Genomic DNA, 25,375 nt, shown 5'->3' with positions numbered 1-25,375 from the left:
AGGGAGGCCGAAGCACCGGGACGTCCGTCTTGGCTCTCGCGCTCTGCGCGTGGAGCGCCAGCTCACTGACGGCGTGCACGTACGCCGATGTTTGCTGGGAGGTGTATGCGTGCGCCCCCGATCCGGAACCGCCGCCCGGACCGTGCGAGGGGCAGCCCGAAAGCGCACCGGCGCTCGACCAGTGCGGGGTGTTCGTCAGCGAGAACGGCGACGACAGGAACCCCGGCACGAAGGGCGCGCCGGTGAAGACGTTGCAGCACGGGATCGGGCTCGCCGCGAGCGGCCGAGGCAACGGCGAGGCGCCGACCCGGCGCGTATACGCATGCGGCGGGAGGTTCCAGGAGGCGATCACGCTGCCATCGGGCGTCGACCTCTGGGGCGCCCGTCTGTGTGACGGCGGCGATTGGTCCTATAATGGGTCGTTCGGCGGGCCGAATGAGTTGACCGTCATCGCGCCGCTCCTGGGCATCCCGGTGCGTGTCATCGCGGGGGACGACGCGGTCACAGCGGGTGACGACGCGACGTCGATGATCTTCGGCGTGCGCGCCGTGGCGGCCGACGCTGCCGCGAGCGATGGCAAGTCGTCGATCGCGATGATCTTGAGCCCGGGGGCCAGGGCGACCGTGCGGGAGAGCGACATCCTCGCTGGCAATGGCAAGGACGGAGAGCCGGGCGAGGACGCGCCGAGCTTCCGTGCGACGGCTGGCGTGATGGGGAACGACGCCGCGGACGCCTGCACCGCGGACGTGGCGATGGGCGCCCTTCCGGTCGTGACCGTATGCGACGACGGCATCGAGTCGACGGGCGGCTACGGGGGCGACGGCCGGATCGAGAGGGGCGGCGACGGCACGTCAGGGCTGCCGGAACCGGCTGGGAATGCCGACGCTCGCGGCCTGGCGGGCGGCGGCGCGTTCAGCATGCCGTGCACGGACGGGCAAGACGGAGCAGACGGCGCCCCTGCGGAGCGCGCTGCCGGAGCGGCTGGCGCTGGCCTCCTGGGCGTAGACGGATGGACCGGCGTCCGCGGCGAGGACGGGAAGCGGGGCGGCGTCGGCCAGGGTGGCGGCGGGGGCGGCGGCGGCAGAGGGCGCGGCCCCTCGAGCGCGTGTCCAGCGGATCGGCCCCAGGGCGGTGCGGCCGGCGGAGCGGGCGGCAGTGGCGGGTGCGGTGGCAAGGGGGGCCAGGGTGGCGGTTACGGCGGCGCGAGCATCGGGATCGTGGCCTTGCAGGGGAGCGCCCTCACGGTCGAGGCCAGCAAGGTCCTCGGGGGCAAGGGCGGCGATGGCGGGGTCGGCGGAACGGGCCAGCGGGGAGGCTTGGGCGCCGACGGCGGCTACGGCGGACACGCTGTTCTGACCGACCTGTCGCGAGGGTGCGCCGGCGGCGGCGGCGGCAACGGCGGTCGCGGGGGCGACGGCGGCGGTGGTCTCGGGGGTGCGTCCTTCGGCATCGCCTCCATGAGCGCTTCCGTGACCCTCGTGCAGGATGCGACCGTCTTGCCCGGGCGACCTGGCCAGGGTGGCCGCGGCGGCAATACAACGCTCGGCGATACGCTAGGCCAGGGGCAAGAGGGGCCCACGCTGTTCTGGTACAGGTTCGATGCGCCACATCAGGAACCGCCTCGATGAACCGCCCTGTGCCGGCGGCACACATCAGGAGATGCACATGAGAACGACCACCGCCGCTCCCCTGCTCCTTGTGTTGTCCGCGTGGGCGACCGGCTGCGGAACCTCGCCCAGCGTGGTCGACCCCGGCGTGGCGCCTTGCGAGGGCACCTCGTGCGAGGACGAGCCGCCTCCGGAGTCGGTCTGCGTCGAGCACGTCGCCGCTGGTATCCTCGACGACGGCTGCGGCGTGTTCGTCGCTGGAAATTTCGGGGGCGGCGACGACAGGAACCCCGGCACGAAGGCGAAGCCGGTGTACACCGTCGAGCACGCCGTCGAGCTCGCGCGCGCTGGACGAGGGCGCGTGTTCATCTGCAACGACGGATTCAGGGTGAGTCCCATCACGCTGCCCTCCGGCGTGGACCTCCTCGGGGGTTTTCATTGCTGGAAGTGGGTGCCCGACCCCCTACGCCCAAAGTCCACGTTTCAGCCCACGTCGGCTATCGCCCCCATGCTGACGATCGGGCCCGCGGGCCCGGAGGACAGCGGAGTCGCGGACGGGGTCTCGACGCTCGCCAATATCGAGATGAAGTCGTGGGGCCCGCTCGGCATACTCGTCCTGTCCAACACGGCGGTGGAGATCGTGCGGAGCGATATCGGCCCGAGCGGCTCGTTGTCAGGCAGCGATGGCGAGCCGTGGCCATCCATCCAACCGGACGGACCGGACGGCATGTTCGGTGGGGACGCGTGCTCGGCGACCCGCGTCGCCGGCGGGCCTGCGGTCGTGAACCGGTGCGCGAGCGGGCTCACGAGCGTCGGCGGCAAGGGAGGGGACGGGATGCCCGACAGCGCCGAGGGCGGAGGCGACGGTGAGCCAGCCTCGGAGCGGGAGCCTTCGCCATCAGGCGTCGGTGGTGACGCGGAGGACATCCGCGATTGTGCCAGCGGATCCGACGGGGCCCCGGGGTTCCCGGGCACGCAAGGCGCGGCCGGCGAGGGCATCGGGCGCCTCACCGAGACAGGCTGGAAGGGCGACACGGGGGCCGAGGGGAGCTGGGGCACGCCCGGCCAGGGCGGCGGCGGCGGCGGCGGTGCTCGGGGCGGGCTCGCCGTGTGCGGCGTGGCGTCCAAAGGGGGGGCAGGCGGAGGCTCGGGCGGGGCCGGCGGTTGCGGCGGCCGAGGGGGTCGCGGCGGACAGAACGGACATGCGACCATCGGCGTCCTCGCGCTTCACGCCCGGGTGACCGTGCGCGACAGCAAGATCAAGACGCCTTCTGGCGGCCAGGGCGGCAACGGCGGGGAACCCCAGGACGGCGGCCGAGGCGGTCGGGGCGCTCCAGGTGGCGCCCTGGGGAACGGCTTTCAGTCCTGCCTGGGTGGCAGGGGCGGGCAGGGAGGACCCGGCGGCTACGGCGGCCCGGGGCGCGGCGGCGACTCGATCGGCATCGCCTACCTCGACGAGGACCAGCTCACGCTGGAGGACGTCATCTTCGAGATCGGACCGCCGGGCAGTGGCGGCATGAGCTGGAATCACGATGGCTCGACGACGATGGGGCCGAGCGGCGAGAGCCACGAGACGCTTCGCTTCCCCGAATAGCCCGAGGCACACCACTGGAGGACGGCACGGAACTCCACGACGGCTAGGACGAAGCTTCGAGAACCGAGTCCAAGGGCCAACTCGCGAGGAACCTGGAGGCCCAAGCGACCATGGCGGCCGGCGGCTCGCCGTGACCGTCCCATGAAGCGACCAGCGCTTCGAGCTCGCGCTTGGCAGCCATCGCGCGGAGAGTCTCCGGCGACTCGTCGTGCGGACGCATGTTCGCAAGCTCCGCCAGCATCTTATCCTTGTGCAGGAAGCCGTCTGTAGATGCTGACCAATAAACCGCTGGCGACTTTCGATATGGCTCTGGCATCTTCTGAAGCAGCTCAGGTAACGCGAGAGTCATTCCAATCTGGTGGTGCGCGCGGAGCACGGTAAGCACCGTAATGAACCGTTCTGTCAAGCTACTCGGGTCGAGCGTCACGACCGCCCCGCTCTCGGATGGCGATGGCTCCACCCACTGACGATCTATGGTAAAAAGGCAATCGTAAAGCGTCGCACCGCGCATGCCTACCACCACGTCCGGCACGAGAGTGGTACCGACCTCCGGCGGCATGGGCTCACTTCCGAAGGTCGACTCGATCTCATGGGCAATCCACGTCGCGTAAGGCCGTTCTTCGGGCGTCAGATCGAAGGTAATCTCATGTCGTGTGACGGTCGCGCTATGTAGCCTCTCATCCTCCGGGTTCAGTACGAGATCGGGCCCCAAAGCACTTCGTGGAATGGAGAAATTGATGCCATACGGAACCACAAAGCCGACAGGCGGCCTGACAAGATCGATCATGCGATAGCTGTAAACGACATAGTACGGAGCCAGAAAGCTCACATGAAACCAAAGCGTTCGACGGTCGGCCGCGTTAGGCAGATCGACTGTGAACGAATAGCACGCATCATAGAGGCCGGCAGGGAGGTGGAGTGATCGGTTCATGAGTGGTACATCAGGGAATCGCTCTGAAATGCGACGCCGCATAGCATGCCAGCGTTCGTCCTTGGATGCTTGGATCCGCGCGGCCACGAGCCGGGCGTGTTCTTCCGTCTGTTCGCCGCGTGAATCGTCCTGCCAAAATTGGTGCGGGTCGGGGCCCCCGATCCCACGGGGGTGATATCGGTAGGCGATTTCCAGCAGCTGACCGATTGTATGTCTCATGACTTGTTGACCACCGCGCCAAGGTTCCTGTATTGTTTTCCGAATACCTCTTTTACTTTCGTATAGAACTCTAAGCAGAAGATGCCAGGTGGCAGCTCGAAACGACCCGTTCTCTCCATCTCGCTTGCTACCGCGTTCGTTACTTCAGCGCTGTACATCGCTGCGTTGTCAGCTGAGATGAACCCCCAAAGGCTATTTCGTATAGGCATCCCGATGCGAAGAAAACATGTTGCTACGCCAGATTCTAGGTAGATGGCTAGCCCTGTCTTTGCCTCCTGCCAACCACCTCCCTTATCAGTTCCATCGTCGGGAACGAGCGTGACAAACTTGAAATCCGACGGCCTGAACCTTATAGACACGCACCCCATGCTCGGAGCGCCGCTCTGCTGGCAGGGATCTGCCGGCTTCTCTGGGCTGGGCGTAGGGCGCGCTTCTTCTTCCTCCTTCTCTTCCTCTTCGTCTTCGTCTTCGTCCTCCGTCTTGTTGCACTGGATCTTGCGCTCGCCGCCTTCCGGCGGCTCCGCCCCGAAGTCACCCGACGCGCTGGAGCTGAAGACGGGAACTGGCCCATGGACCGGCGGACCTGCCCCTCCACCCTTCTCCCACTCCTCGCGAGGATAGCAGTCTCCGACCGTCCAGTTACATGCCGCCAGCACCCAGATGGCGATGGCCACGATCAGCAGCAAACTTCGCTTCGCGTTCATTGGGCACTCCATCGAAGCACTGGACCGGCGACAACAATCACCGACACGTGACCAGGAAGAACAAGGCTGCTCCCGCGGATCCAGTCCACGTTAGCGTCGACTGACACGCCAAGTGGCCCGGCAACGTACGCGTTGGTTTGCGCGTGCCCGCCTACCGCCATCCCGGCGATGCGTCCACACAAGGTGTTGCCGCACGCTGGCATGAAATAGATCGCAGCCGACGGCCCCGCGCTGAAGTTGCCGCTCTTCCAGGCATATCCAATGGCGATGGAGGTGTGATTGTAAACGCCGGCCCCACCTACCTGGATCGGAGGCACGACGCTGCACAGTTCGTGAATCTTGAACAAGAGGTCTCGGTCGATGTGCCATGATATCCCCGCATGCGGCCCCACGGCGAGGCGCAGGGCTGTGCCGGCCTGGATCCACCCGAGGCTCACACCGGCGCTCAGCTCGGACGCTTCTATCTGCGTCGGAACAAGCACGAGAGCGACCAGCGCCGTCGATGGGATCCGCCGGGCCAGTGTTCTCACCATCTCGTTCCCCCCTCCGCAATACCCGGACAACGTAGCGATGCGCCCCATCCTTCTGATGGTAGGATTGGGCGTCAACCGGAATCTATGGGAGAACAGCACGATGGACATGGGTCGTACCGTCCAGAGCGTGCGCCTGCGTGCAGCTGCCTGCGCGGCTCGAGTGCTTGTCGACTTGCTGGCACCGGCTGCCGGTCGACGTCGCCGTGAGAGCGCACTGCCCGCCGCGCGCCTTGGGGCTGCACGACGTCTGCGAGCCGTCACGCTGCGCTGACGGGCGCGCTCCAAGCGCTCGTCTGCTCTTCCTACTCCATCGGTCCTGCTGCAGGTTCGACCCAGCGTCGGGCGCTGGCGAGCCGCTCTGGTGGGCGCCCCTCATCGGCAGGGAAGGCAGCTGCGCCCGTAACGGACTCGTCAGGTTTGGCGAACTCGACGGAGCGCGCGAAGCGGGCCTCCCCCTCCCGTGGCCCGGGCAGGCGGGCAGGGGAAAGGCGCGCCAACGTCGCCGGCTCCGTCCGGCTGCGAACGAACACGTGGACGGCCAGCCCGCCGACGTGCCGGACCGAGGACGAGGCCAACCCGCGGCTGGAGGTGCTCGCCGAGCACGCCGGGCGCATGGAGGCTGCCCGAGCTCGTTGCCGACGATGAGCGCCCCATGAGCGACTCCGCACGAAATTGACGCAGTTCCGTTGGCAGCAAGCGCCAATGTGCGACGGAGGAGATGTGGTGCCGCCGATGAACCCCACCGCGACGGCCGGCCACGCCCGCGATCGCAGGCGGTCCCGGCGCACGGTTCGCCGTCGCCTCCAAGCGGCACCGCGGGGTCGCTCCGAGATACCAAATCGCCCCCTTTGCTTCCCCCATTTTCGGCCGTTCTGCAGCGCCTTCCGGAACACCTAACCCAGCGACATGACAGCGGTTTGCCCCACGAGCGTCCAAAGGTATCTCGTGCAGAGATACCTTTGTCTCCGAGATACCTTTTCGGGCGCTCTCGGGAGACCTCGGTCACGGTTGTTCACGAACCCTACACGGATGGAGGTACGGCATGGCATCGGTGGCTCTCGCGCGTGGCTCGTCACACCTTGCTCTTCGTGAGTCTGACAACAGCATGCGCGCGATCGAGAGGACGACCCTGGAGACGCCCGTCGACGGATCGCGGAGCCCCAGGGCCGTCAGCTCCTCCGCCATGGCCACGGCGACGGTTGCGATCCCGCTGGACGGGCTCACGATCACGGCGCCGCAGCCGGAGATGCTCTCGCAGAAGAACGTCGAGTCGGTCACCGGGATCCCGGCGCGCGTCTTCCTCGATACGATCCGCGCGCCGGGCTTTCCCCTACCGGTCGCGAAGCTCGGCAAGCTGCGCCTGGTCCGGCGCGAGGCGTTCGTCGCCTACCTCCAGGCGCTGGCCAGTGACCGGGGACCGCGTCGAGCCCCAGCGGAGGACGAGCGGACCGGGGTTGCGGCGGTGCTGGCGGCTGCCGGCCTTGAGCCGGTCCGGCAGCCGCGGGCCGGCCGAGCGAGCGCCTCTTCCGAAGGCGCGAGGCGTGGCAGGCTGCCGCCGCGGTAGCGCGGGTCCGCTTGGCGCTGCCAGCGGCGTCGCGTGGGCGTGCGTGGCAGACCGGGGGGCCAGCTACGACAGCGCCGGTCTCCCAGCTCCCGGTGCTGGGCGCTCCGCGCGGGGCCGCCCCGAGTCCGCGCGAGGCCGCCCCGAGGTGGAGCACCGTCACGCTCGAGGGCGCCGGAGGTCCCTCAGGGGGTGGTTTCGCGAGCTTGCCGGCCCTCTCTCGAAGGCGTCTCAGGCGTGGGCGCGGGCGGCGGCGCCGGGGAAGGGGAGCCGGCGTCCTGAGCGAGCGCTCCGGAGCGGGCACCGAGCCGGTCGACGAGCGCGCCGAGCGCGGCTTGCACCGCGGCCTGGGATTCGTGGAGCTCGTCGAGGCGACGTCCCCATATCGAGAAGCGCACGCCCGGCGGTCGTCGCGGGATCGGCTCTCGCGGGTCCGGCCCAGCGCCGAGCGCGGTCCGCGCCTTCGCACGCCGTGCGAGCGCCTGCTCGAGGACACGCTCCTCGGGACGCTGCCGTGTCGCAGGATAGACGAGCCCGGCGCAGCGCCGGCAGCGCAGGCCCGGCGCAGCGAGGTACAGCACGGCCGCCCGCGCGGAGCAGCCGGGACACCGCGCCCAGAGCCGGAGGCCGCCGGAGGCCACGCGGGTCGTCTCGAGCTGCACGGTGATCGTCCCGGCCAGCACGAGGCACGTGCCGGTGATGGCGAGCTCGACATCCGTATCGACCTCGCCGCGTCGGGCGGCACTGGCAAGCGCAGCGATGTTGACAGAGGCGATCTCAGCGGTCCTGCGCCTGTGCACGCCGGCATCGTAGCAGTAATCGATGCCGAGCCTTCAGAGCAGCAGCAGAAGGTCAGGTCATCGAGGCCGGCGCGCTCTTACCTTGACGATGATCTCTTCGTGCGGGATTCCACTTCAACGTAGCGCGTTCTGCCGCTCCCAGCGCTCCTGCGCCGCGATCGCGTCGTCCGCGGCGCGGACACCCGAGACGAAGAGCGCCGCGTGCTCAGGGTCGTCCAGGTCGAGGCCAAACCGGAGCATCCGGGCGCGGTCGCGCGGCGGAACGGAGCGGAGGATCTCGGCGGCGGAGCGGTCGCGGCGGTAGGAGGGCACATTACGAGCATATCAGACGTTCCGTGCTGACGTCGTAAACGAGAAGTATAAGAAGGTGCCGCTCGTCATCACCTTGTCGGGCGAGCGGCGTTGATGGCCCGGCTCGACCCGGCTCGAGACGAAGCATCACGCCGCCCCCGCGCTCCCGGAGGACGACGCCGAGCACAGCGGCGGCGCAGCGGCGGTGCTCCGTAAGGCCGGCCTCGCGCCGGTCCCTACGCTGGCGGGCGCCGTAGGCGTGAGCGCGGCCGCAAATCGCGGTAGAAGAGAGCCGCCATGCCTCGCAGGCCCACGGGATCGCTCTTCCGCAACGACGCCGGTCGGCTCTACGTCCGCGTCCTCGTCGGCGACAACGACCGCGAGAGCTTCCCGCTCGACCCCAAGTTGACGGCGAAGCAGGCTGAGCAGCGCAAGGAGCTCGTTGCCGACCTGGCCGTGCGCCTGCGCGCCTCGCGCAACGTCACACGCGACGCGATCGTCGCGCTGCTGGAGCGTGCTGCGGTGGGCGAGGGGAGGGCGCTCCGGGACGTCATTGCGGCGGTCGACGTCGTCTGCAAAGGCGGCGCACAAGCAAAGGTCGTCCCCGGCGTCGGCTCGGTGCCGAAGCAGGTCACACTCCAGCAGTTCGGCGAGCTCTGGACCTCGGGCGAGCTCGCGCGCATGTACCCCGACCACGTCAAGCCGAAGCGCAGCGTGGAGCAAGACGTCTACCGGCTCGACCGCCACGTCTATCCGATCGCCGGCCGCGTCCCCGTCTCGGCCTTCACGCTCGACGACGCGGAGCGCGTCATGCGCGCGCTTCCTGCGATGTCGCCTGCGTCGCGCCGTCACATCGCGCAGCTCCTGCACCGGCTCATGGCGATGGCCGTTTTCCCCTGCCGCCTCCTCGCGACGAACCCGCTCCCCCGCGGCTTCCTCCCGAAGCTCGGCCCTGCGAAGGCGAAGGCCTGCCTCTACCCAGACGAGGACGCTCGCCTGCTGGCCTGCACCGCGATCCCGCTCTGCTGGCGCGTTCTCTGGGGCTTCCTGAACCGCGAGGGCCCGCGCATCAGCGAGGCGGCGCGCCTGCAGGTGCAGGACGTCGACCTCGACCGTGGCGCGCTGCGCCTCGAGAAGAACAAGACCAACGATCCGCGCGCATGGGCGCTGTCGCCCGGCGTGCCGCAGGCGTTGCGCGCATGGCTCGCGCTCCGCGGCAACCCGGCTCCCTCTGCGCCGCTCTTCGTCAACGAGGACGGCGATCTCTTCAGTGTCGAGCACGCGGCCGAGCGCTTCCGCGCTCATCTCCAGCTTGCCGGCATCGATCGCCCGGAGCTCTTCGAGGACTCCGACGAGCGCCAGCAGGTGCGCGCCCACGACACGCGCTCGACCTTCATCACGGTCGCGCTGGCGAACGGCCGCAGCGAGACCTGGGTCGCCGACCGGACCGGGCACCGGAGCTCGATCATGATCCAGAGGTATCGCCGGGCGGCCAGGACGTTTGCAGAGCTAGGCCTTGGCGAGCTAGCTTCCCTCGCCGAGGCGATCCCGGAGCTCGGGGGAAAAGGCACAGGAAACGGCACAGAGAGGGGTGGGGGTGGGACAAAAATCCGGATAAAAGAAGTAAAATCAACAACTTGGCCCCGTGGCGAAATGGCAGACGCGGTGGATTTAAAATCCGCGGCCCCTCGCGGGCGTGCCGGTTCGAGTCCGGCCGGGGCTACCTCATGGGAACGTGCCGAGCTGGCCCGCGCTGACGTGATGGGAGCGTTCGGTGCTGCCAGCTGAAGCGGCCGGGCGGCTCGATCCTCACCCCGGAGGCTGGCGGCGCTGCCCGCTTCGAACGGGACCAGGTCGCCCTGTGTCCCACGTTGCGCCGACCAGGTGCCGACCTGCCGGGGACGTCGCGCGCCCGTCACGGTCTGATGGCGCTTGTCGCGGTCTGAAGGGGAGGGGCGCGCACCCCGCTGGGGGTCCTCTGGGGCTCGACAAACCAAGCGGACTCGAGTAATGGGAGCGCCACTACATGGATCTGGACATCGATTGTCTGCGTGAGGCGAAGGTAGAGAACGTAGAACGTCTTGCACACGCTCTGGGCGTCAGGCTGCCCGAGCACAAGCGTCATGACAGGCGTGCTTACACCCGCGAGCTCATTCGCGTGGTGATGCAGGGCATCCGGCGCGATGCCGAGCGGTCCCGCAGCCGCAGGTTCTTCGGCCGCAGCTGACGATTCTACCCACACAGTACGCCCCCTGAGCGTGCCGGCTGGATTGTCCGTTCCCGCCGAGCCTCCGCTTGTTGCGCCTCTGCTGTGGCCGTCCCTCGCTCCAGACCGAACCGGTCGTCCCTCGCTCCAGACCGAACCGTAGGCCCCCGGAGGGGCTGTTCTCCGCGCGGTGTGGGGGATGGGCCGATGTCTGAGCCTTTGCCTTTGCTCCTCCGGCTTGCCGGAGGGGCAAAGGCAAAGGCGAGTTCGGCGGGGCCCCCACACCGCGCGGAGAACAGCCCCTCCGGGGGCCGATCCGCCCGGAACCTCCTCCCGACCCTCCCGGCCCCCTCCCGACGCCCTCGCCCCGCGTCCTCCGCCGCCCCCCGGCTCCTCTCCCGCCCCCGCCCGGCTCCTCGCCCGCCGCCTACCGCCCCTGGGGCTTGCTCCGCATGGCCAGCCGGCTCCCCGTCACGCGGCTCCGCGCCGCCAGCAGGAGCGGCGCCGCCGGCGTGAGCGGATCGACCAGGTCGTTCACCTGGAGCATCGCCTTGTCCGTCACCTTCCACGCCGCCGAATGACCCGACACCCCCTGCTGGGGCGACCCCGCCAGATCCAGCGCTCGGCTCAGCTCCCGACCCACCCGAGCGATCCGCGCGAGCTCCTCCCGCGACGCCCCCCCGTCCTTCGCCGCCGCATAGATCGCCCGCACCACGCCGAGCAGATCTCGAACGGCATCGAATGGAAACGGCGGGGTGCTGACCGGAATGGGCACTGCGCCAATGTACAGCAACTCGCCGTTCGATGGAGCATTTGCATTCCGATGAGCCGCATCAGATTTCCACAGGATCGTCTCAGTTGTAATTGTGGAAACAGAAAAAATCAGTTGAGCGGACCCACCGCCTCCTCCACCGCGGCGATCAGCGCTCCGCTCCGGATGAGCTCGGTCGCCGCCGCGATGTCCAGGTAGAGCGGCCGATCCTCGACCAGCTCGGGCACCACGCGGCGGATGGCGGCGTGGGCCGCGGCCACCCCCGCGCTCGGGCGGAGCGGGCGCCGCTGGTCCACCCCCTGCGCCGCCGTGATCAGCTCGATCGCCAGCGAGCTGCGGACGTTCTCGATCACCTGCGCGAGCTTCCGGGCGCTGATGCTGCCCATGCTCACGTGGTCCTCGCGGCCGGCGCTCGAGGGGATCGAGTCGACGCTCGCCGGGTGACACAGCACCTTGTTCTCGCTGACCAGCGACGCGCTCGCCACCTGGGCGATCATGAACCCCGAGTGCAGCCCGCTCCGCGGCGCCAGGAACGGCGTGAGGCCGGTCGAGAGCGCGGGGTTCACCAGCTGCTCGACCCGCCGCTCGCTGATGTTCGCGAGCTCCGCCGCCGCCACCGCGGCGAGATCCAGGGCCAGCGCCACCGGCTGCCCGTGGAAGTTGCCGCCCGAGATCAGCTCGGCGACCCCCTCTCCGCCCCCTTCTTCGCCTCCTTCCCCGAGGAACACCGTCGGATTGTCCGTCACGCTGTTGACCTCCCGGGTCAGCACCTCGGCGGCCCAGGCGAGCGCGTCGCGCGTCGCGCCGTGCACCTGCGGCATGCAGCGGAGCGAGTAGGCGTCCTGCACCCTCGGGCAGTCCGCGTGGCTCTGCATGATCTCGCTGCCCCCGAGCAGCGCGCGCAGGTTGCCGGCCGTGCCGGCCTGACCCGGGTGCGGGCGCACCCGCATGAGCCGCTCGTCGAACGGGCGCTTCGAGCCCATCAGCGCCTCGAGGCTCACCGCGCCGGCGATGTCCGCGACCGTGCAGAGCGCGGCCGCGTCCCGCAGCGCGAGCGCGCCGAGCGCGGTCATGTACTGGGTCCCGTTGATCAGCGCGAGCCCCTCCTTCGCGGCGAGCTCGATCGGCGCGAGGCCCGCCTTCGCGAGCGCCACCGCGCTCGGCATGAGCTGCCCCTCGAGCCGCGCCTCCCCCTCGCCGATGAGCGACAGCGCGAGGTGCGCGAGCGGCGCGAGATCGCCCGACGCGCCGACCGAGCCCTGCGCCGGGATGCGCGGGCACACGCCGCGCTCGATCAGCGCGGTGAGCAGGTCGAGCACCTCCGTGCGCACCCCCGAGTGCCCCAGCGCGATCACCTGCGCGCGCAGGAGGATCATCGCGCGCACCTCGGCGTCGCCGAGATCCGGCCCGACCCCGCAGGCGTGGCTCCGCACGAGGTTCCGCTGGAGCGCTCGGATGTCGTGATCGGCGATGCGCGTCTCCGCGAGCGCGCCGAAGCCGGTGTTGATCCCGTACACCGCAGGCGCGGCGTCGCCCGCCGCCGCGATCGCGTCGATCGCGCGGCGCGAGGCCGCGGCGCGCTCGCGCGCCTCGGCGCAGACCGCCACCGGCCGCCCGCGCCGCGCGACCTCCTCGAGATCCGCGAGCGAGAACGGGCGGCCCAGCAGCAACGGAGAACGAGAAGGAGAGACGGCGGCGCGCGGCGTGGAGAGGGTCACGGGAGCGCACGCTAGAGCGGCGGATGCCTCGAGAAAAGCCGCTGACGCCGCGATCCGCGGCGCCGCTCGGCCGCCCGCCGGCGGCGGACGAGGCCCGGCAGCGCCCCGGCTGGAAAGCGCGGAATCGTGCTCTGCCGCCGCCGGCGGGTCGCCCCGCCGGCGACGGAAGAAGAATCCAGTGCCCCGCCGGGATCGATCCGCCTATCCTGCCGGCGCGCTCCGGCCTGCGCCGGCGCGCGGCCGCTTGCTTCCGATGCGCTTCGCCCTGGCCCACCTCGCCCCCCTTGCGCTCGCCGTCGCGCTCGCCTCGCCGAGCGCCGCTCAGCCCGCCCGGGGCGCGAGCGCGGGGCCGGCAGCGCCGCCGGCCGCGGCGGACGCCGACCGCTTCGAGGAGCGGCTCGTGCTGGACACCGGCCGCTCGCCGCCGCCCCCGCCGGACCCGACCCGGTCGACGTTCTCGGTGCAGGGCGAGTACCAGCTCCGCTACCGCGCCATGACCGACCTCCGGCTCCGGGCGCCGCGCCTCTCGGATCCGGGCGCGACGACGCTCGGGCAGAACCAGTACATCGCTCACTGGCTGCGCCTCTCGCCGCGCTTCCACTACAAGGACAAGGCGTCGATCGTGGCCCAGATCGACGTCGTCCGCGGGCTCATCGCCGGCGACACCACGCGGCACGTCGAGCAGGTGCGCGACGCGCGCGCCGCCCTGGCCTGGTACGACGTGCACCCGCGCTACCTCTACCTGGAGCTGCCGTCGTCCGTCGGCGTCTTCCGGGTGGGCCAGCAGGGCGCGCACTGGGGGATGGGGCTCGTCGCCAACGACGGCGATCGCGCGAGCTTCTTCGGCGACTACGAGCGCGGCTCGCTCGTCGAGCGCGTCATGCTCGAGGCGACGCCGATGGGGCGGGCCGGGCCGCTCGTCGTGACCGTCGCGGCCGACCTCGTGTTCGAGGACAACGCGGCCGACCTGCTCGGGAACGACGTCGAGGGGCAGGACGAAGGGGAGGGCGATCGCGCGGTCCAGGCGGTCGTGTCGGCGCTCTGGCGCGCGCGGCGCGGCGAGGTCGGGATCTACGGCGCCCTGCGGCGGCAAGCCCGCGAGCGCCGCGCGAACACGAGCCCGGCCCGGTTCACCGAGGCGCTCGCGGCGGCGGTGATCGACGTGGCCGGCAAGTTCGACGCGCCGGTGCCAGGGGGCGGCGCCCACGTCTACGGCGCGCTCGAGGCCGCGGTGATCCTGGGCTCCGCGTCGTTCGTCCCGCGCGGGCCCGAGCCGCTCGCGGGCGCGGCGGCGGGGCGCGCGCCCGTGGCGGTGCGCTCGGTCGGCGGCGCGGCCACGCTCGGCGCGGTGCACGTCGCGGGCCGCGGGCGGCGGCCGGCCGATCGGTGGGGGCGCGTCGTGACCGAGCTCGAGGCCGGCTACGCGTCGGGCGACGACGACCCCAGGGACGACGTGTCGCGGCGGTTCACCTTCGACCCGAGCCACAACGTCGGGCTCATCCTCTTCGACCAGGTGCTCGCCTGGAAGACGGCGCGCTCGGCCACGATCGCCGAGCGGGAGCTCTTCGCCGCGTCCCCCGAGCCCGGGATCAGGTCGCTGCCCTCCAAGGGGGGCGTGTTCGGCGCCGCCTACGTGAACCCGCGGATCGTGGTGCGGCCGGCGCGCTGGCTCGACCTCAAGGCGGGCGCGGTCATCGCCGAGGCGACGGCCGACGTCGTCGACCCGCACAACCCCCGGGCGGGCGGCCTCCTCGCCAACTACGACGGCGGGGACAAGCGCCGCCGCGATCTCGGCGTCGAGCTCGACCTCGGCGTCGACGCGCGCATCGCGATGGGCAGGCTCGTCACCATCCAGCTCGGCACCGAGGCCGGCGTCCTCTTCCCCGGCGGCGCGTTCGACGACGTCGCCGGCACGGAGCTCCCCGATCAGTACCTGCTCACGCTCAAGCTGGGCGTGATCCACTGATCCGGCCGGGGCTCGCCGGCCCTCGCGCGGGCTCGCGCGCGACACGGCAGACGAGGGCCGCCCAGGGTGGTAGAGGGCGTCTGCGTGGCGGGTGCGGCGCGGCGGGCGCGCGGCTCGTCGAGGTCGGGCGACGGCGCCGGCCGCGGCCTCGCCCTCCGGAGGAGAGACATGGGAGAGAAACGATGCGCAAACGACTCGCGCTGAGCCACCTTCCGACCCCGATCCAGCGCCCGCAGCGGCTCGCCGAGGCGCTCGGCGTCGACCTCTACGTGAAGCGCGACGACATGACCGCCGGCGCGGAGGCCGGCAACAAGATCCGCAAGCTCGAGTACCTGCTCGCCGCCGCGCGGGAGGAGGGCGCCGACTGCGTGATCACCTGCGGCGGCCTGCAGTCGAACCACGCGCGCGCGACCGCGCTGCTCAGCGCCTCGCTCGGCCTGCGCTCCGTGCTGTTCCTGCGCACCGCGGATCCGTCGGCCGGGGCGCCGCTCGGGGGCAACGTGCTGCTCGACCGGCTCGCCGGCGCGGAGATCCGGCTGATCTCGCCCGAGGCGTACCGGGGCCGCGACGCCGTCATGGCCGAGGCGGCCGCCGAGATCCGCGCGGCGGGCGGCCGGCCGTACGTGATCCCCGAGGGCGGCTCGAACGGCCTCGGCGCGCTCGGCTACGTGCGCGCGATGGAGGAGATCCGGAAGCAGCTCGACCTCGGGATTGCGGGGGGCAAGCCGTTCGACGTCGTCGTGCACGCGTGCGGGTCGGGCGGGACGGCGGCGGGCGCGGCGCTCGGCGCGGCCCGCTACGAGGTGGCCGGCGAGGTGCGCGCGATGGCGGTGTGCGAGGACAAGGCGACGTTCGCGCGCGTCGCGGTCGCGATCATGGACGACGCGCGCTCGCTCGATCCGCGCCTCGGCGCGCCGGCCCACCTCGTGATCGACGACTCCGCGCGGGGGCCGGCCTACGGGGTGTCCACGCCGGAGCAGCGGGCGCGGATCGTGAAGGCGGCGCGGCTGTCGGGGCTCATCCTCGACCCGGTGTACACCGGCAAGGCGTTCTGCGGGCTCTGGGACATGGCCGAGCGGGGCGAGCTCGCGGGCAAGCGGGTGCTGTTCCTGCACACCGGCGGGCTCCCCGGTCTCCTCGCGCAAGGCGCCGACTTCGCCGACGCTTTTTAGGGCGGGCCGCTCCGCCGCCCGCGCGCCGGCCGGCTCAGGCCCCGCCGCGCCACCACGCGTCGGCCAGCGACGCGTCTTCCAGCGTGTCGATCTCCATGTAGCCGCCGTGCGTGTCGATCTTGTGCAGGGCCGCGCCCGACTGGAGCATGTGCTGGAGCAGATCGATGAGGTAGGCGCGCCGGAACGAGCGGCCCTCGCGGAACTCCGGCCGCTCCGAGAACGCGGCGCGCGCGGCGTCGAACGCGTCCAGGAACCGCGCGGCGCCCCGCGCGGAGAGCTTCATCACCCCGATGAACTCGCCCGTCGCCGCCTCCGAGGGGATGCGGCGCGAGATCTCCACGACGCGGTCCCCGTCGGCGCGGAGCTTCTCGGCGTCGGTCTCGGGGTGCTGCGATCGGTTCACATAGCGGCGCCGCCAGTCCGTGTCGCAGGCGAGCGCGATGTCGTGCGGGGAGCGCACCAGATCCGCCACGATCCCGGGCCGGTAGACGATGTCCGCGTACGTCGAGACGAAGCCGCCCTCGAGGTGCTCGCGCGCGCAGAGCAGCGAGAGCAGGATGTTGTTCTGCTCCCAGTCGCGGTTCTCGACGTACGTGAGGTCCGGGTACGCAGCCCGGATCACCTCGGCCTTGTAGCCGCAGACGAACACGACGTCCGACCGCTTGAAGCCGCCCGCCGCGAGCGCGTCGAGGATGCCGTCGAGCATCGGGCGGCCGAGGATCGGCACCAGCGTCTTCGGCAGCTCTTCGGTGAGGTGACGCAGCCGGCTGCCCCGGCCCGCCCCGATGATCACGGCCTTCACGGCTCCGCCGTTACCACGAACGGCCTCGGGAGAGCCCAGGGACCTGCGGATCCGCGAGAAAACACGCGGGATCGCGGCCCCCGTTATGGAAACGTGACCGTGCGCTGACCCCCTGCCGCGGACCACCGGGCTACGACCCGAGCATGGAGATCGCGATCGTCCTCATCGCCCACTCTACGCTTTCGGTCTTTTTCCAGACCTTCTTCCTGCACCGGTACGCCTCGCACCGGATGTTCACGATGTCGAAGCGATGGGAGCGGATTTTTCACTTCCTGACGTACCTGACGCAGGGCTCTTCGTACCTGGTTCCGTGGGTTTACGCGATCTTGCACCGCATGCACCACGCGTACAGCGACACGCAGAAGGACCCGCACTCGCCGCGGTACTACTCGAGCGTCGTCCCGATGATGCTCGACACCGCGAAGCGCTACGACGAGATCTACGAGGGCACGGCCGACGTGGAGCCGCGCTTCCGCGGCGGCTACCCCGAGTGGCGCACGCTCGATCGCATCGGCAACTCGTGGATCAGCCGGCTCGCGTGGGGCACGGGCTACGTGGTCTTCTACGCGGCCTTCGCCTCGCACTGGTGGCAGTTCCTGTTCCTCCCGCTCCACTGGACCATGGGCCCGCTGCACGGGGCGATCGTGAACTGGTGCGGCCACCGCTACGGCTACCGCAACTTCAACAGCGACGACGACTCCCGCAACACGCTGGCCCTCGACCTCGTGACGCTCGGCGAGCTCTTCCAGAACAACCACCACAAGTACGCGATGAGCCCGAACTTCGCGGTGCGGTGGTTCGAGATCGACCCGGCCTACCAGGTCATCCGCGTGTTCGCCTGGCTGGGCATCCTCCAGATGTCGGACAAGGTCCAGGTCGCCCGGCTGGAGCCCGAGGTCGCGCGGGCCGAAGGGTAGGGGCGACCATCTCCCCCGGCCGCGCGCAGCGCGGCCGGTGCGCGAGACCGCGCGCGCAGCGCGGCCGGTCCGCGAGGCCGCGGAGCGAGGCGCGCGGCGCCGATGCCCCGCGCGCCGACCCCCTCGAGGTTACTCGAACAGCAGCCGGAACGCGCCGGGCACGTCCTTCGGCCCGATCTGCGCCTTGCGCACGTTGAACTCCGGGAGGCAGGCCTGATAGGCCGCGTCCACCCGCAGATCGCTCCCGTCCCAGCTCGGCCGCCAGATCTCCATCGTGTCGCGCGCGAGGTCGATGACGTCCCTGAACTGCCCGCGCTCCTTCAGGATCTGCGTGCTGAGCCCGTACATCAGCAGCCCGCCCGGGATCGCCCCGAGCGCCGTCGTCGCCAGGGCCGGGTAGCAGATGCGCGCCGTCTTCACCCCGAACTTCCCCTGGATCTCCGCCATCGTCTGGCGCTGCAGCTTCTTCGCGCCGGCGAGCGGGCCCATCGCGTAGACCGGATCGTCGCTCGGGTAGTCGTAGTCGCAGAACGACACCACGCTCTCGCCCTTCGCGAGCAGCCCCGCCGCGGCGAGCGGCTCGGCCCACAGGAGCGACGACGTGCCCATGAACTTGTTCGTCCGCTCGATGTCCGCGTCGTTCGCGACGTCCACCTCGACGAGCCCGAGCTTGCGGATGTTCTCGGGGCGCGAGAAATCCGGCACCTGGAGCACCGGGTCGAACGCGACGTCGAGGTCCTTCACCTTCGTCGGCCCGTGCTCCGCGTACCGCTTCATCGCGCCGGCCGCGATGCCGTTCACGAGGTGCACCGCCCGATACCGCTCCTTCAGCGCCGCGACCACCTCGTCGATCACCTGCGGCCTCGTGGCGTCGTTGTTCCAGAAGCGCGCCGTGAGCCCCTCGGCCGCCGCCGCGTCCGTGATCGCCTTCACGTGGTGCGGGCCGATCTGCATCTTCTCGCTGTCGAAGTGCACCGCGAACACGGCGGCCCGCTCCCCGAAGAGCAGCTGCAGCGCGAGCGCCCGGGTGATGCCGTTCGAGCCGCCCAGGATCAGCACCGCCGTGTCCGGGGCGATCTGCGTGCCCGCCGGGCTGATGCGGGCGCGGTGCGCCGCGAGCTGCTCGCTCGCCACGCGCGCGCCGTGCTCGGCCAGCGCGCCGACGAACGAGCGCCGATCCAGGCCGCCGAGAGGAAGCTTCTTGAAGGTCTCTAGGTCATCCATCACGTCCGGCGTCTTACCGTCTCCCGCGCTCCGCGTCACGACTGGACAGCTGCCGCCCGTCCCGGCGCTCCCCCGTCGCGACCGAAGGGGGCGCCCCGCTCCGTCCGAGCCGTGATAGAAGGATCCCGTGAAGACGGTTCTTGTCACCGGCGGCAGCGGGTTTATCGGGCGCGGTCTCGTGAAGGAGCTGCTCGCGCGGGGGGATCGGGTGACGGTGCTGACGCGCGACGTCGGGCGGACGCAGGCGTCGCTGCCCGGGGCGCGCGTCGTGTCCTGGAGCCCCTACAGCGCGGGGCCGTGGTTCGAGGAGCTCGACGGGGTGGACGGCGTGATCCACCTGGCGGGCGAGTCGATCGTCAAGCGGTGGTCCGAGGACGCGCGGCGCGAGATCGTGAACAGCCGCATCGACACGACCCGCCTCATGGGCGAGGCGATCGGCAAGGCCAGGCGCAAGCCGAGCGCGTTCGTCTGCGCCTCCGCGGTGGGCTACTACGGCCCGCAGCCGGGCGAGAAGGTGCTCGACGAGGGCGCCCCGCCCGGGCAGGGCTTCCTCGCCGACGTCGTGGTCCGCTGGGAGGAGGCCGCGCGCGCCATCGAGGAGCAGCACGGCGTCCGCTCGGTGCAGCTGCGGATCGGCGTGGTGATCGGCGAGGGCGGCGGCGCGCTCGACAAGATGATCGCGCCCTTCCGGTTCTTCCTCGGCGGGCCGATCGGCGACGGCAAGCAGGTGATCCCGTGGATCCACCGCGACGACGTCGTGGCGCTGACCCTGCTCGCCCTCGACAGCGACGCGGTGCGCGGCCCGCTCAACGTGACCGCGCCGCACGCGGCGACCGGCGAGGAGGTCGCGCAGGCGATCGGCGCCGTGCTCCGCCGGCCGTCATGGCTCCGTGTGCCCGAGGCCGTGGTGAAGCTCGGGATGGGCGACGCGGCCGAGATCGTGACCACCGGTCAGCGCGCCTATCCCCGGCGGGCGGAGGAGCTTGGCTACAAGTTCCGCTACGCCCAGCTGATGCCCGCGCTCGAGTCGATCTTCAGCCGCTGAGCGAGAGCCTTCAGCCGCTGAGCGAGAGCCCCGCGCCGACGAGCGCCCGCGGCGGAGCGGGCGCCCATCCGCCCCGGCAGCGAAGGGTCTGCCTGGGCAGCTGGGCGCCGCGCCGCGGCGCCCAGCTGCTGCCACGCAAGAAGAGCCGCCGGTGGCGCGCTGAGAAGTCGACCGTTGTCGAGCAGCGCACCATCGGGAGCCCGGACGGCGGTTTCCCAGCGCTCCCCCAAGCGCTCCGTCCGCTTCCATGCTTACGACATCGCGCGCCGAGAAGCTTTCGGGATGAGTTGGATTGGCGCGTGCAGGGTATCCCGACTCATGGGCGCAGCGCATCCCCCCATCGCGACGCCAGACACAAAGTCGTTAGGGGAATCCCCTTGCCGCAGCGCACAATCGCGGGGTTGCTCGTCGGAGGCGGTTTTCCAGCGCGTGAGCGGGGGTGAGGAGCGGACGCAGCCAGCTGTCGCCGTCCAGACAGGCAACTACCCTGGCGTCGCCCGGCGCGGGGCGGCGCGGCCGGGGGCGGACAGGCGCGCTCGTACGCTCATGGGCTGATGCCGCGACTCTGGAGGATCTCGCGCACCACGGCCTGCGCGGACGTGGGCAGCTCGGCGAGCGAGGCGCGGGCGAGCTCCACGAACTTCATGCCGCGCGCGCGCTTCAGCGCCTCGACGGCCGCGGCGCGCTCCTCGGCGCCCTCGTGCTGGAGGATGCCGAGGAGCATCTCGCCGGCCTCGAGCGTGTCGATCTTCGCGATCGCGCGCACGGCGCTGGCGCGGACGGCGGGCGCCTGCGACTCGCGGTAGATGCGGGCGAGCGGATCGAAGGCGTGGGCGAAGCGGAGCTCTTCGAGCGCGCGGGCGGCCTCGTGGACGACGGTGGGGTCGGGGTCCACGAGCGCGTCGCGGAGCGTGATGAACGTGCGCTTGTAGAGGAAGCGGGAGAGCGCGCGGACCACGGCCACCCGGATCTTCGGCTCGGGGCGGCGGAACAGGTGCTCGAGCGGCGAGAGGATCGTGTAGAGCTCGACGGTCGCGAGCTGCTCGGCGAGGCTGATGAGCTGCTGCGCGGGCGAGCGCGGCGCCGGGGCGGCCTCGGGCGTCGCGCCCTCGACGGCGAGCGCGGTCAGGCGGGCGAGCATCGCGCGGCGGCGGGTGACCTCGGACCACTGCCCCGGGTCGAGGACGATGTCGCCGCACGCCTGGCTGGCGCTGCCGGCCTGCTCCCACTCGACGAGGTCGATGTGCCAGACGTCGGGGAAGCCGAGCTCGTGGCGGAGGTGCGCCGGCAGCGGCGACGCGTCGATCGGCAGGTCCTGCGCGTTGACGTAGCGGCCGCCGGCGCGGGCGTAGTGCTTCTTCCGGTTCTCCTCGAGCGGCAGCTGCGTGAGGGCGCGGTAGACGCTGCCCACCTTGCTGTACTGCCCCGCCTCGCCGAGCGCGATCACGGCGGCGAGCAGCGCGTTCTCGGCGATCTCGGGCGGCGCGGCGCGCTTCTGCGAGACGGCGGACACCTCCTGCCAGAGGCGGGCCTGCGCGAGCACGGCGAAGTTGGCGACGGCGGTGAGCCCCTCTTTCCGCGCGTACGCGGCCATCTCGCGGGCGAGCGTGGCGGCGGCGGAGATCTCCCCCTGCTTCTCGGCCGCGGCGACGGCCTCCTCGTAGGACTGGAGCGCGTAGTAGCGCAGGTGGTCCTCGCGCAGGATGCGGATGACGTTCACGTAGCCCTCGAGGACGTGCTCGAAGGCGCGGCTCTCGCGGCCGACGGCGATGAGGACCTGGTAGCAGTCGAAGGCGCGCTCGCGCTGGCCGATGGTCTCGTACCGGTCGGCGGCCTCCTCGAGCAGGTGGACGGAGGCGAAGACGGCCTCGCGCGCGGCGGTGGCGTCGCCGGTGCGGAGCGAGGTGCGGGCGAGGTTGAAGCGGGCGAGGCCGGCGGCGTAGAGGTCGCTGCCCGACGAGGAGAGCAGCTGGGCGAGGCGCGACCAGAGGGCGCGGGCGCGGGCGAAGTCCTGGCCGCGCTCGCGGGCGATGGCGGCCTGCGCGACGAGGCCGGCGGCCTCGTACTCGTCGGCGGCGCGGGCGTAGAGCCGCTTCTGCCGCTCGGGGTCCTGCTCGCGCTCGGCCCAGGCGAGCACGGTGCGCGCGCGGTCGATGGGCGGGACGTGCGCGATGAGGGGGCGCTGGCTGTGCTCGCCGCCCGCGTACCAGGCGACGGTGAGGGCGCTCCTCGGGTCGCCGAGCCGGACCAGCACGTCGCGGAGCTCGTCCGTCATGGCGACGTAGTCGTCCTCGCGGGCGATGGTGTGCTGGAGGGCGCTGAAGAGCGCGTCGCGCGCGCGGGAGAGATCGCTCCTGGCCAGCGCGGAGCGGGCCTCGTCGCGGAGCTCGTGCAGGGGGCGGACGCCTTGGGTCATGCGCGGAGCGAGCGTAGTACACCACGGCGGCGGCGGCCGGAGGGGCGCGGCGAGGGAGCGGCCGTAGAACATCGCATCGCGGGCGCATCGTGAGGCGCCCCGCGGAACCGCGCGATCGCGGCTGTAGTCCTCGCGGCGGGCTGCTAGAGGGGCGGCCGCCATGAAGCAGCTTCTCCGGATCCTGCCGCTCATCTGCTCCGCCGCTGCCGCCGCCTCGTGCGGCGGCGGGGTGGAGCGCACGCCGCTCGTCGTCGAGGTGGAGGGCGCCGCGGCGCCGCGCGAGGGAGCGCCGGGGGCGCCCGACGCGCCGGGCGCCGCGGCGCCGCGCGCGGGGGCGGCGGGCGATCACCGCTTCTGCGGGTGGCTGCACGAGTTCCTCGGCGATCCCGCGTCGACGGAGCTCGGCTACGACACCTTCGCGGCCCGCGCCGAGGCGTTCGACGCCGTCCACCCGAAGTGGTGGCGCGTCGCCTCGCCGACCACGTTCGAGAACCACCCGCGCGGCCGGTCGGCGCCGTTCGCGGGCTTTCACGACCCGCGCGTCCTCGACCGCACGACGGGCGGCGGCGGGCGGACCCGGCTCGTCCCGCTCGTCGCCGCGGTCGACCGGCCGGACGTCGTCGCGGTGCACGCGATGATCCACGATCCCGCGCTCCGGGCGCAGCACGTGGCGGGCCTCGTGGCCCTCGCGGTGGACAACGGCTACGACGGGCTCGACATCGACTACGAGCACCTCGCGTCCGTGCTCGGGCCGGGCGAGACCGTGGAGGCCGAGCGGTCCGCGTTCTCGGCGTTCATGGACGAGCTCTCGCGCGCGCTCCACGCGGCCGGAAAGGCGCTCTCGCTCGCGGTCCCGGCGGTCGCCTCCGCGACGGGCGTGTTCGACTACGAGGCGCTGAGCGCCTCGGCGGATCACGTGCACGTGATGAGCTACGACTATCACTTTGGCGGCGGCGCGCACGCGGGCCCGGTCGCGCCGCTCGGGTGGGTGGAGCGGACCGTCGCGTACATCGGGGGGCTCGGCGTAGACCCGCGCGCGCGGCGGGAGAAGTTCATCCTCGGCCTGCCGAACTACGGCCTGCTCGGGCCGGAGGCGCCGGAGGGCGGGGGCGCCGTGGTGGGGTGCGAGCCGCTCGGCAAGTGCCTGGAGCTCGCGGGCGACGGCTACGACACGAGCACCGACCACATGCGCCGGTGCCCGGAGGACGGGGCCGCGCGGTTCGCGGCGGGGAGGGCGCCGAACCAGGTCCTCGCGAGCGGAGAGCACGTGTTCTTCGAGGACCTCGCGTCGCTCGAGGAGAAGGTCGCCGCCGCCAGGCGGGGCGGGCTCGGCGGGGTGACGTACTGGAGCATCGGCGGCGAGCCGGGCGGGGCGGCGTTCTTCTCGATGATCGAGCGCCACTTCCCGAGGTGACCGCGGCGCGCCTCAGACCTTGAGCGCGCCTCAGACCTTGAGGAAGATGCCCCGGCGGTGGAGGGGGTAGAGGAGCATGAGCCAGAGGGCGACGGCCGCGAGCGCGAAGGCGAGGGAGGCGTTCAGCGGCGAGAGCCACGACGCGAAGAGGCGCGTGTAAAGGAGCTGTAGCGCGCTCGTCCTCGCGCCGTCGTCTCCGGTCCTGCTCACGTGATAGAGCAGGTGTCCCATCATGGTCGAGCCCACGTAAGCCGCGATGGGGTTGGCGCCGAAGATCAGGAACGGAGCCCCCCAGCGCCGCCACCCCTTCAGGTCCACGATCCACACGCAGGCGGCGAGGACGACCGCGGCCACGCCGGCGGTGAACAGCGCGAACGAGCTCGAGTACAGGCTGCGGTTCCACGCGAACCACGGCGCCCAGGCGGCGCCCAGCGCGATCCCCGCGGCGCCGGCGGCGAGGAGCCCGGCGACGCGCGCGCGGAGCCCGGTGGGCGCGGTGAGCCAGCGGCCGCCGAGGCTGCCCAGCATCACCGTCATCGCCGCGGGGAGGGTGGGGAGGATGCCCATCGCGTCCCAGCCTTTGCGCGCGATGTGCCCGTCGAGGAAATACCGGTCCACCCGGGCCGCCAGCGTCTTTTGGGGATCGTCGAGCGGATAGAGCCGGAGGACGAGCCAGTAGCCGATCAGGGCCGCGGCGATGATGCCCGCCTGCTGCCGGGCGGTGGTCTTGAGGCAGAGGAGCGCCGCGAGCACGTACGCGGCGCCGATGCGCTGGAGGACGCCCGGGATGCGCAGCGCCGTCAGGCGCTCCTCGGGAAAGAACGGGAACGCCGACAGGAACAGCCCGAGCAGGACGAAGATCGCGCCGCGCCGGACGATCTGGAGGGCGAGCTCGCCGTCGGTCGCGCCGCGCGCGCGGCGCCCGGACATGGAGATGTGCAGGGTCACGCCGACGATGAAGAGGAAGCAGGGAAATATCGTGTCTGCGAGTGTGCAGCCATCCCAATACGAGTGGGCGAGGGGCGGATAGATGGCCGGGAAGCTGTCCTGGAAATTGACGAGGAGCATCGCGACGATGGTCATGCCGCGGAAGATGTCCAGCGATTGTAGCCGCATGCGATGAATGTAGTGCGCGTGGCATGATGAGCCATGACAGCGTCTCTCCATCGTGCGTTGTCCGTCAGCGGCATGACGAGGTCGTCTCTCTGTACGTGCCTGTCCGGCGTGCCCGGCTGTTCGGGGGTTCGTGGCGCCGCCGGCGCTGCCTCGGCCTGTCGCGCGCCGGCTGCCGGGCGGTCGTGGTCGCGCGGCCCGGCGGGGAAGCCGGCCCGGGGCGGCCGAGCGGAGCGATGGCCGGCGACCTCGGGCGGGGCCGGGGCGGCGCGCAGGCGGGCCGCCGCGCGTGCGCGCGGGGTCGCCGCGCCGTCCGCGGGGCGAGCGCGGCCGTCTCGCCGCGTGGTATGGTGCGCGCCGTCACAGCGAG

The 25,375-nt window shown here is 71.4% G+C and carries 19 protein-coding genes, 1 tRNA gene and 1 pseudogene; 11 read left to right on the top strand and 10 right to left on the bottom strand.

Translation table 11 applies throughout. From position 1 onward, the window contains the following. Window positions 1-188: 188 nt before the first annotated feature. Window positions 189-1,628 carry a hypothetical protein gene (locus WME83_RS36990; protein WP_437314410.1) on the top strand — a complete coding sequence of 480 codons (1,440 nt, stop codon included), beginning with the start codon at window positions 189-191 and terminating at the stop codon, window positions 1,626-1,628. Between the two features lie 37 nt (window positions 1,629-1,665). After that, the gene (locus WME83_RS36985; protein ID WP_437314409.1) at window positions 1,666-3,201 is read left to right on the top strand and encodes a hypothetical protein; all 1,536 of its coding nucleotides are present in this window, start codon (window positions 1,666-1,668) and stop codon (window positions 3,199-3,201) included. Window positions 3,202-3,244: 43 nt separating this feature from the next. On the opposite strand, the gene WME83_RS36980 is transcribed toward WME83_RS36985, so the two are convergent. From WME83_RS36980 to WME83_RS36970, 3 genes are all read right to left on the bottom strand, one after another. Then, on the bottom strand, window positions 3,245-4,132 hold the full coding sequence (locus WME83_RS36980) for a hypothetical protein (RefSeq protein ID WP_437314408.1): 888 nt from the start codon (window positions 4,130-4,132) through the stop codon (window positions 3,245-3,247). A gap of 215 nt (window positions 4,133-4,347) precedes the next feature. Continuing rightward, a complete protein-coding gene (locus tag WME83_RS36975) occupies window positions 4,348-5,055 on the bottom strand; it encodes a hypothetical protein (RefSeq protein WP_437314407.1) in 708 nt (235 codons plus the stop codon). After that, on the bottom strand, window positions 5,052-5,696 hold the full coding sequence (locus tag WME83_RS36970; protein ID WP_437314406.1) for a hypothetical protein: 645 nt from the start codon (window positions 5,694-5,696) through the stop codon (window positions 5,052-5,054). Before WME83_RS36970 ends, WME83_RS36975 begins: the two co-directional genes overlap by 4 nt. A gap of 997 nt (window positions 5,697-6,693) precedes the next feature. Here WME83_RS36970 and WME83_RS36965 point away from each other — a divergent pair. Beyond that, window positions 6,694-7,152: a hypothetical protein gene (locus WME83_RS36965; protein WP_437314405.1), complete on the top strand. Its 459-nt coding sequence runs from the start codon at window positions 6,694-6,696 to the stop codon at window positions 7,150-7,152. Between the two features lie 911 nt (window positions 7,153-8,063). On the opposite strand, the gene WME83_RS36960 is transcribed toward WME83_RS36965, so the two are convergent. After that, complete coding sequence (locus WME83_RS36960) at window positions 8,064-8,261, bottom strand: hypothetical protein (RefSeq protein WP_437314404.1); 198 nt, start codon at window positions 8,259-8,261, stop codon at window positions 8,064-8,066. A gap of 276 nt (window positions 8,262-8,537) precedes the next feature. Here WME83_RS36960 and WME83_RS36955 point away from each other — a divergent pair. The 3 genes and pseudogenes from WME83_RS36955 to WME83_RS36945 all read left to right on the top strand — a co-directional run. Further along, window positions 8,538-9,674 (top strand): annotated as a pseudogene (locus WME83_RS36955) (tyrosine-type recombinase/integrase); the annotation flags it as partial. Between the two features lie 205 nt (window positions 9,675-9,879). Beyond that, a tRNA-Leu gene (locus WME83_RS36950) sits at window positions 9,880-9,963 on the top strand. A gap of 303 nt (window positions 9,964-10,266) precedes the next feature. Beyond that, a complete protein-coding gene (locus WME83_RS36945) occupies window positions 10,267-10,467 on the top strand; it encodes a hypothetical protein (protein ID WP_020739114.1) in 201 nt (66 codons plus the stop codon). A 406-nt stretch (window positions 10,468-10,873) separates the two neighbouring features. Here WME83_RS36945 and WME83_RS36940 read toward each other — a convergent pair whose 3' ends face one another. Further along, window positions 10,874-11,221 (bottom strand): hypothetical protein, encoded by a 348-nt coding sequence (locus tag WME83_RS36940; protein ID WP_237244389.1) that lies wholly within the window; start codon window positions 11,219-11,221, stop codon window positions 10,874-10,876. 107 nt (window positions 11,222-11,328) lie between these two features. Then, a complete protein-coding gene (gene hutH / locus WME83_RS36935) occupies window positions 11,329-12,888 on the bottom strand; it encodes a histidine ammonia-lyase (RefSeq protein ID WP_437314403.1) in 1,560 nt (519 codons plus the stop codon). Window positions 12,889-13,189: 301 nt separating this feature from the next. Between hutH and WME83_RS36930 the strand changes: the two genes are divergently transcribed. Next, window positions 13,190-14,902 (top strand): hypothetical protein, encoded by a 1,713-nt coding sequence (locus WME83_RS36930; RefSeq protein ID WP_437314402.1) that lies wholly within the window; start codon window positions 13,190-13,192, stop codon window positions 14,900-14,902. Between the two features lie 182 nt (window positions 14,903-15,084). Continuing rightward, complete coding sequence (locus WME83_RS36925; RefSeq protein WP_437314401.1) at window positions 15,085-16,074, top strand: D-cysteine desulfhydrase family protein; 990 nt, start codon at window positions 15,085-15,087, stop codon at window positions 16,072-16,074. Between the two features lie 34 nt (window positions 16,075-16,108). On the opposite strand, the gene WME83_RS36920 is transcribed toward WME83_RS36925, so the two are convergent. Next, a complete protein-coding gene (locus tag WME83_RS36920) occupies window positions 16,109-16,876 on the bottom strand; it encodes an NTP transferase domain-containing protein (protein WP_437314400.1) in 768 nt (255 codons plus the stop codon). 143 nt (window positions 16,877-17,019) lie between these two features. Here WME83_RS36920 and WME83_RS36915 point away from each other — a divergent pair, with 143 nt between their 5' ends. After that, on the top strand, window positions 17,020-17,793 hold the full coding sequence (locus WME83_RS36915) for an acyl-CoA desaturase (RefSeq protein WP_437314399.1): 774 nt from the start codon (window positions 17,020-17,022) through the stop codon (window positions 17,791-17,793). Window positions 17,794-17,922: 129 nt separating this feature from the next. Here WME83_RS36915 and WME83_RS36910 read toward each other — a convergent pair whose 3' ends face one another. Then, window positions 17,923-19,017, bottom strand: coding sequence for a hypothetical protein (locus WME83_RS36910; RefSeq protein WP_437314398.1), 1,095 nt, complete (start codon window positions 19,015-19,017; stop codon window positions 17,923-17,925). A gap of 127 nt (window positions 19,018-19,144) precedes the next feature. Here WME83_RS36910 and WME83_RS36905 point away from each other — a divergent pair, with 127 nt between their 5' ends. After that, entirely contained in the window at window positions 19,145-20,062 is a 918-nt protein-coding gene (locus WME83_RS36905; RefSeq protein ID WP_437314397.1) for a TIGR01777 family oxidoreductase, read from the top strand. A 544-nt stretch (window positions 20,063-20,606) separates the two neighbouring features. On the opposite strand, the gene WME83_RS36900 is transcribed toward WME83_RS36905, so the two are convergent. After that, on the bottom strand, window positions 20,607-22,478 hold the full coding sequence (locus WME83_RS36900) for a HEAT repeat domain-containing protein (RefSeq protein ID WP_437314396.1): 1,872 nt from the start codon (window positions 22,476-22,478) through the stop codon (window positions 20,607-20,609). Between the two features lie 160 nt (window positions 22,479-22,638). Here WME83_RS36900 and WME83_RS36895 point away from each other — a divergent pair, with 160 nt between their 5' ends. Next, window positions 22,639-23,892 (top strand): glycosyl hydrolase family 18 protein, encoded by a 1,254-nt coding sequence (locus WME83_RS36895; protein WP_437314395.1) that lies wholly within the window; start codon window positions 22,639-22,641, stop codon window positions 23,890-23,892. A 30-nt stretch (window positions 23,893-23,922) separates the two neighbouring features. Here WME83_RS36895 and WME83_RS36890 read toward each other — a convergent pair whose 3' ends face one another. Further along, window positions 23,923-25,008: an acyltransferase family protein gene (locus WME83_RS36890; RefSeq protein WP_437314394.1), complete on the bottom strand. Its 1,086-nt coding sequence runs from the start codon at window positions 25,006-25,008 to the stop codon at window positions 23,923-23,925. Window positions 25,009-25,375: the final 367 nt, after the last annotated feature.

Origin of the sequence: Sorangium sp. So ce385 (assembly GCF_051474135.1) — a bacterium.
GTDB classification, from domain to species: domain Bacteria; phylum Myxococcota_A; class Polyangia; order Polyangiales; family Polyangiaceae; genus Sorangium; species Sorangium cellulosum_D.
Note: the sequence above shows the minus strand (reverse complement) of the source record. Positions and strands in the feature narration are given on the sequence as shown.

Excerpts from the sequence above, each read along its gene's own strand:
- WME83_RS36980 (WP_437314408.1), bottom strand. The coding sequence starts at position 4,132 with ATGAACCGATCACTCCACCTCCCTGCCGGCCTCTATGATGCGTGCTAT.
- WME83_RS36895 (WP_437314395.1), top strand. The coding sequence starts at position 22,639 with ATGAAGCAGCTTCTCCGGATCCTGCCGCTCATCTGCTCCGCCGCTGCC.
- WME83_RS36900 (WP_437314396.1), bottom strand. The coding sequence starts at position 22,478 with ATGACCCAAGGCGTCCGCCCCCTGCACGAGCTCCGCGACGAGGCCCGC.
- WME83_RS36910 (WP_437314398.1), bottom strand. The coding sequence starts at position 19,017 with ATGGATGACCTAGAGACCTTCAAGAAGCTTCCTCTCGGCGGCCTGGAT.
- WME83_RS36965 (WP_437314405.1), top strand. The coding sequence starts at position 6,694 with ATGCGCGCGATCGAGAGGACGACCCTGGAGACGCCCGTCGACGGATCG.
- WME83_RS36915 (WP_437314399.1), top strand. The coding sequence starts at position 17,020 with ATGGAGATCGCGATCGTCCTCATCGCCCACTCTACGCTTTCGGTCTTT.
- WME83_RS36930 (WP_437314402.1), top strand. The coding sequence starts at position 13,190 with ATGCGCTTCGCCCTGGCCCACCTCGCCCCCCTTGCGCTCGCCGTCGCG.
- WME83_RS36985 (WP_437314409.1), top strand. The coding sequence starts at position 1,666 with ATGAGAACGACCACCGCCGCTCCCCTGCTCCTTGTGTTGTCCGCGTGG.
- WME83_RS36925 (WP_437314401.1), top strand. The coding sequence starts at position 15,085 with ATGCGCAAACGACTCGCGCTGAGCCACCTTCCGACCCCGATCCAGCGC.
- WME83_RS36945 (WP_020739114.1), top strand. The coding sequence starts at position 10,267 with ATGGATCTGGACATCGATTGTCTGCGTGAGGCGAAGGTAGAGAACGTA.
- WME83_RS36970 (WP_437314406.1), bottom strand. The coding sequence starts at position 5,696 with ATGTCCATCGTGCTGTTCTCCCATAGATTCCGGTTGACGCCCAATCCT.
- WME83_RS36975 (WP_437314407.1), bottom strand. The coding sequence starts at position 5,055 with ATGAACGCGAAGCGAAGTTTGCTGCTGATCGTGGCCATCGCCATCTGG.
- WME83_RS36890 (WP_437314394.1), bottom strand. The coding sequence starts at position 25,008 with ATGCGGCTACAATCGCTGGACATCTTCCGCGGCATGACCATCGTCGCG.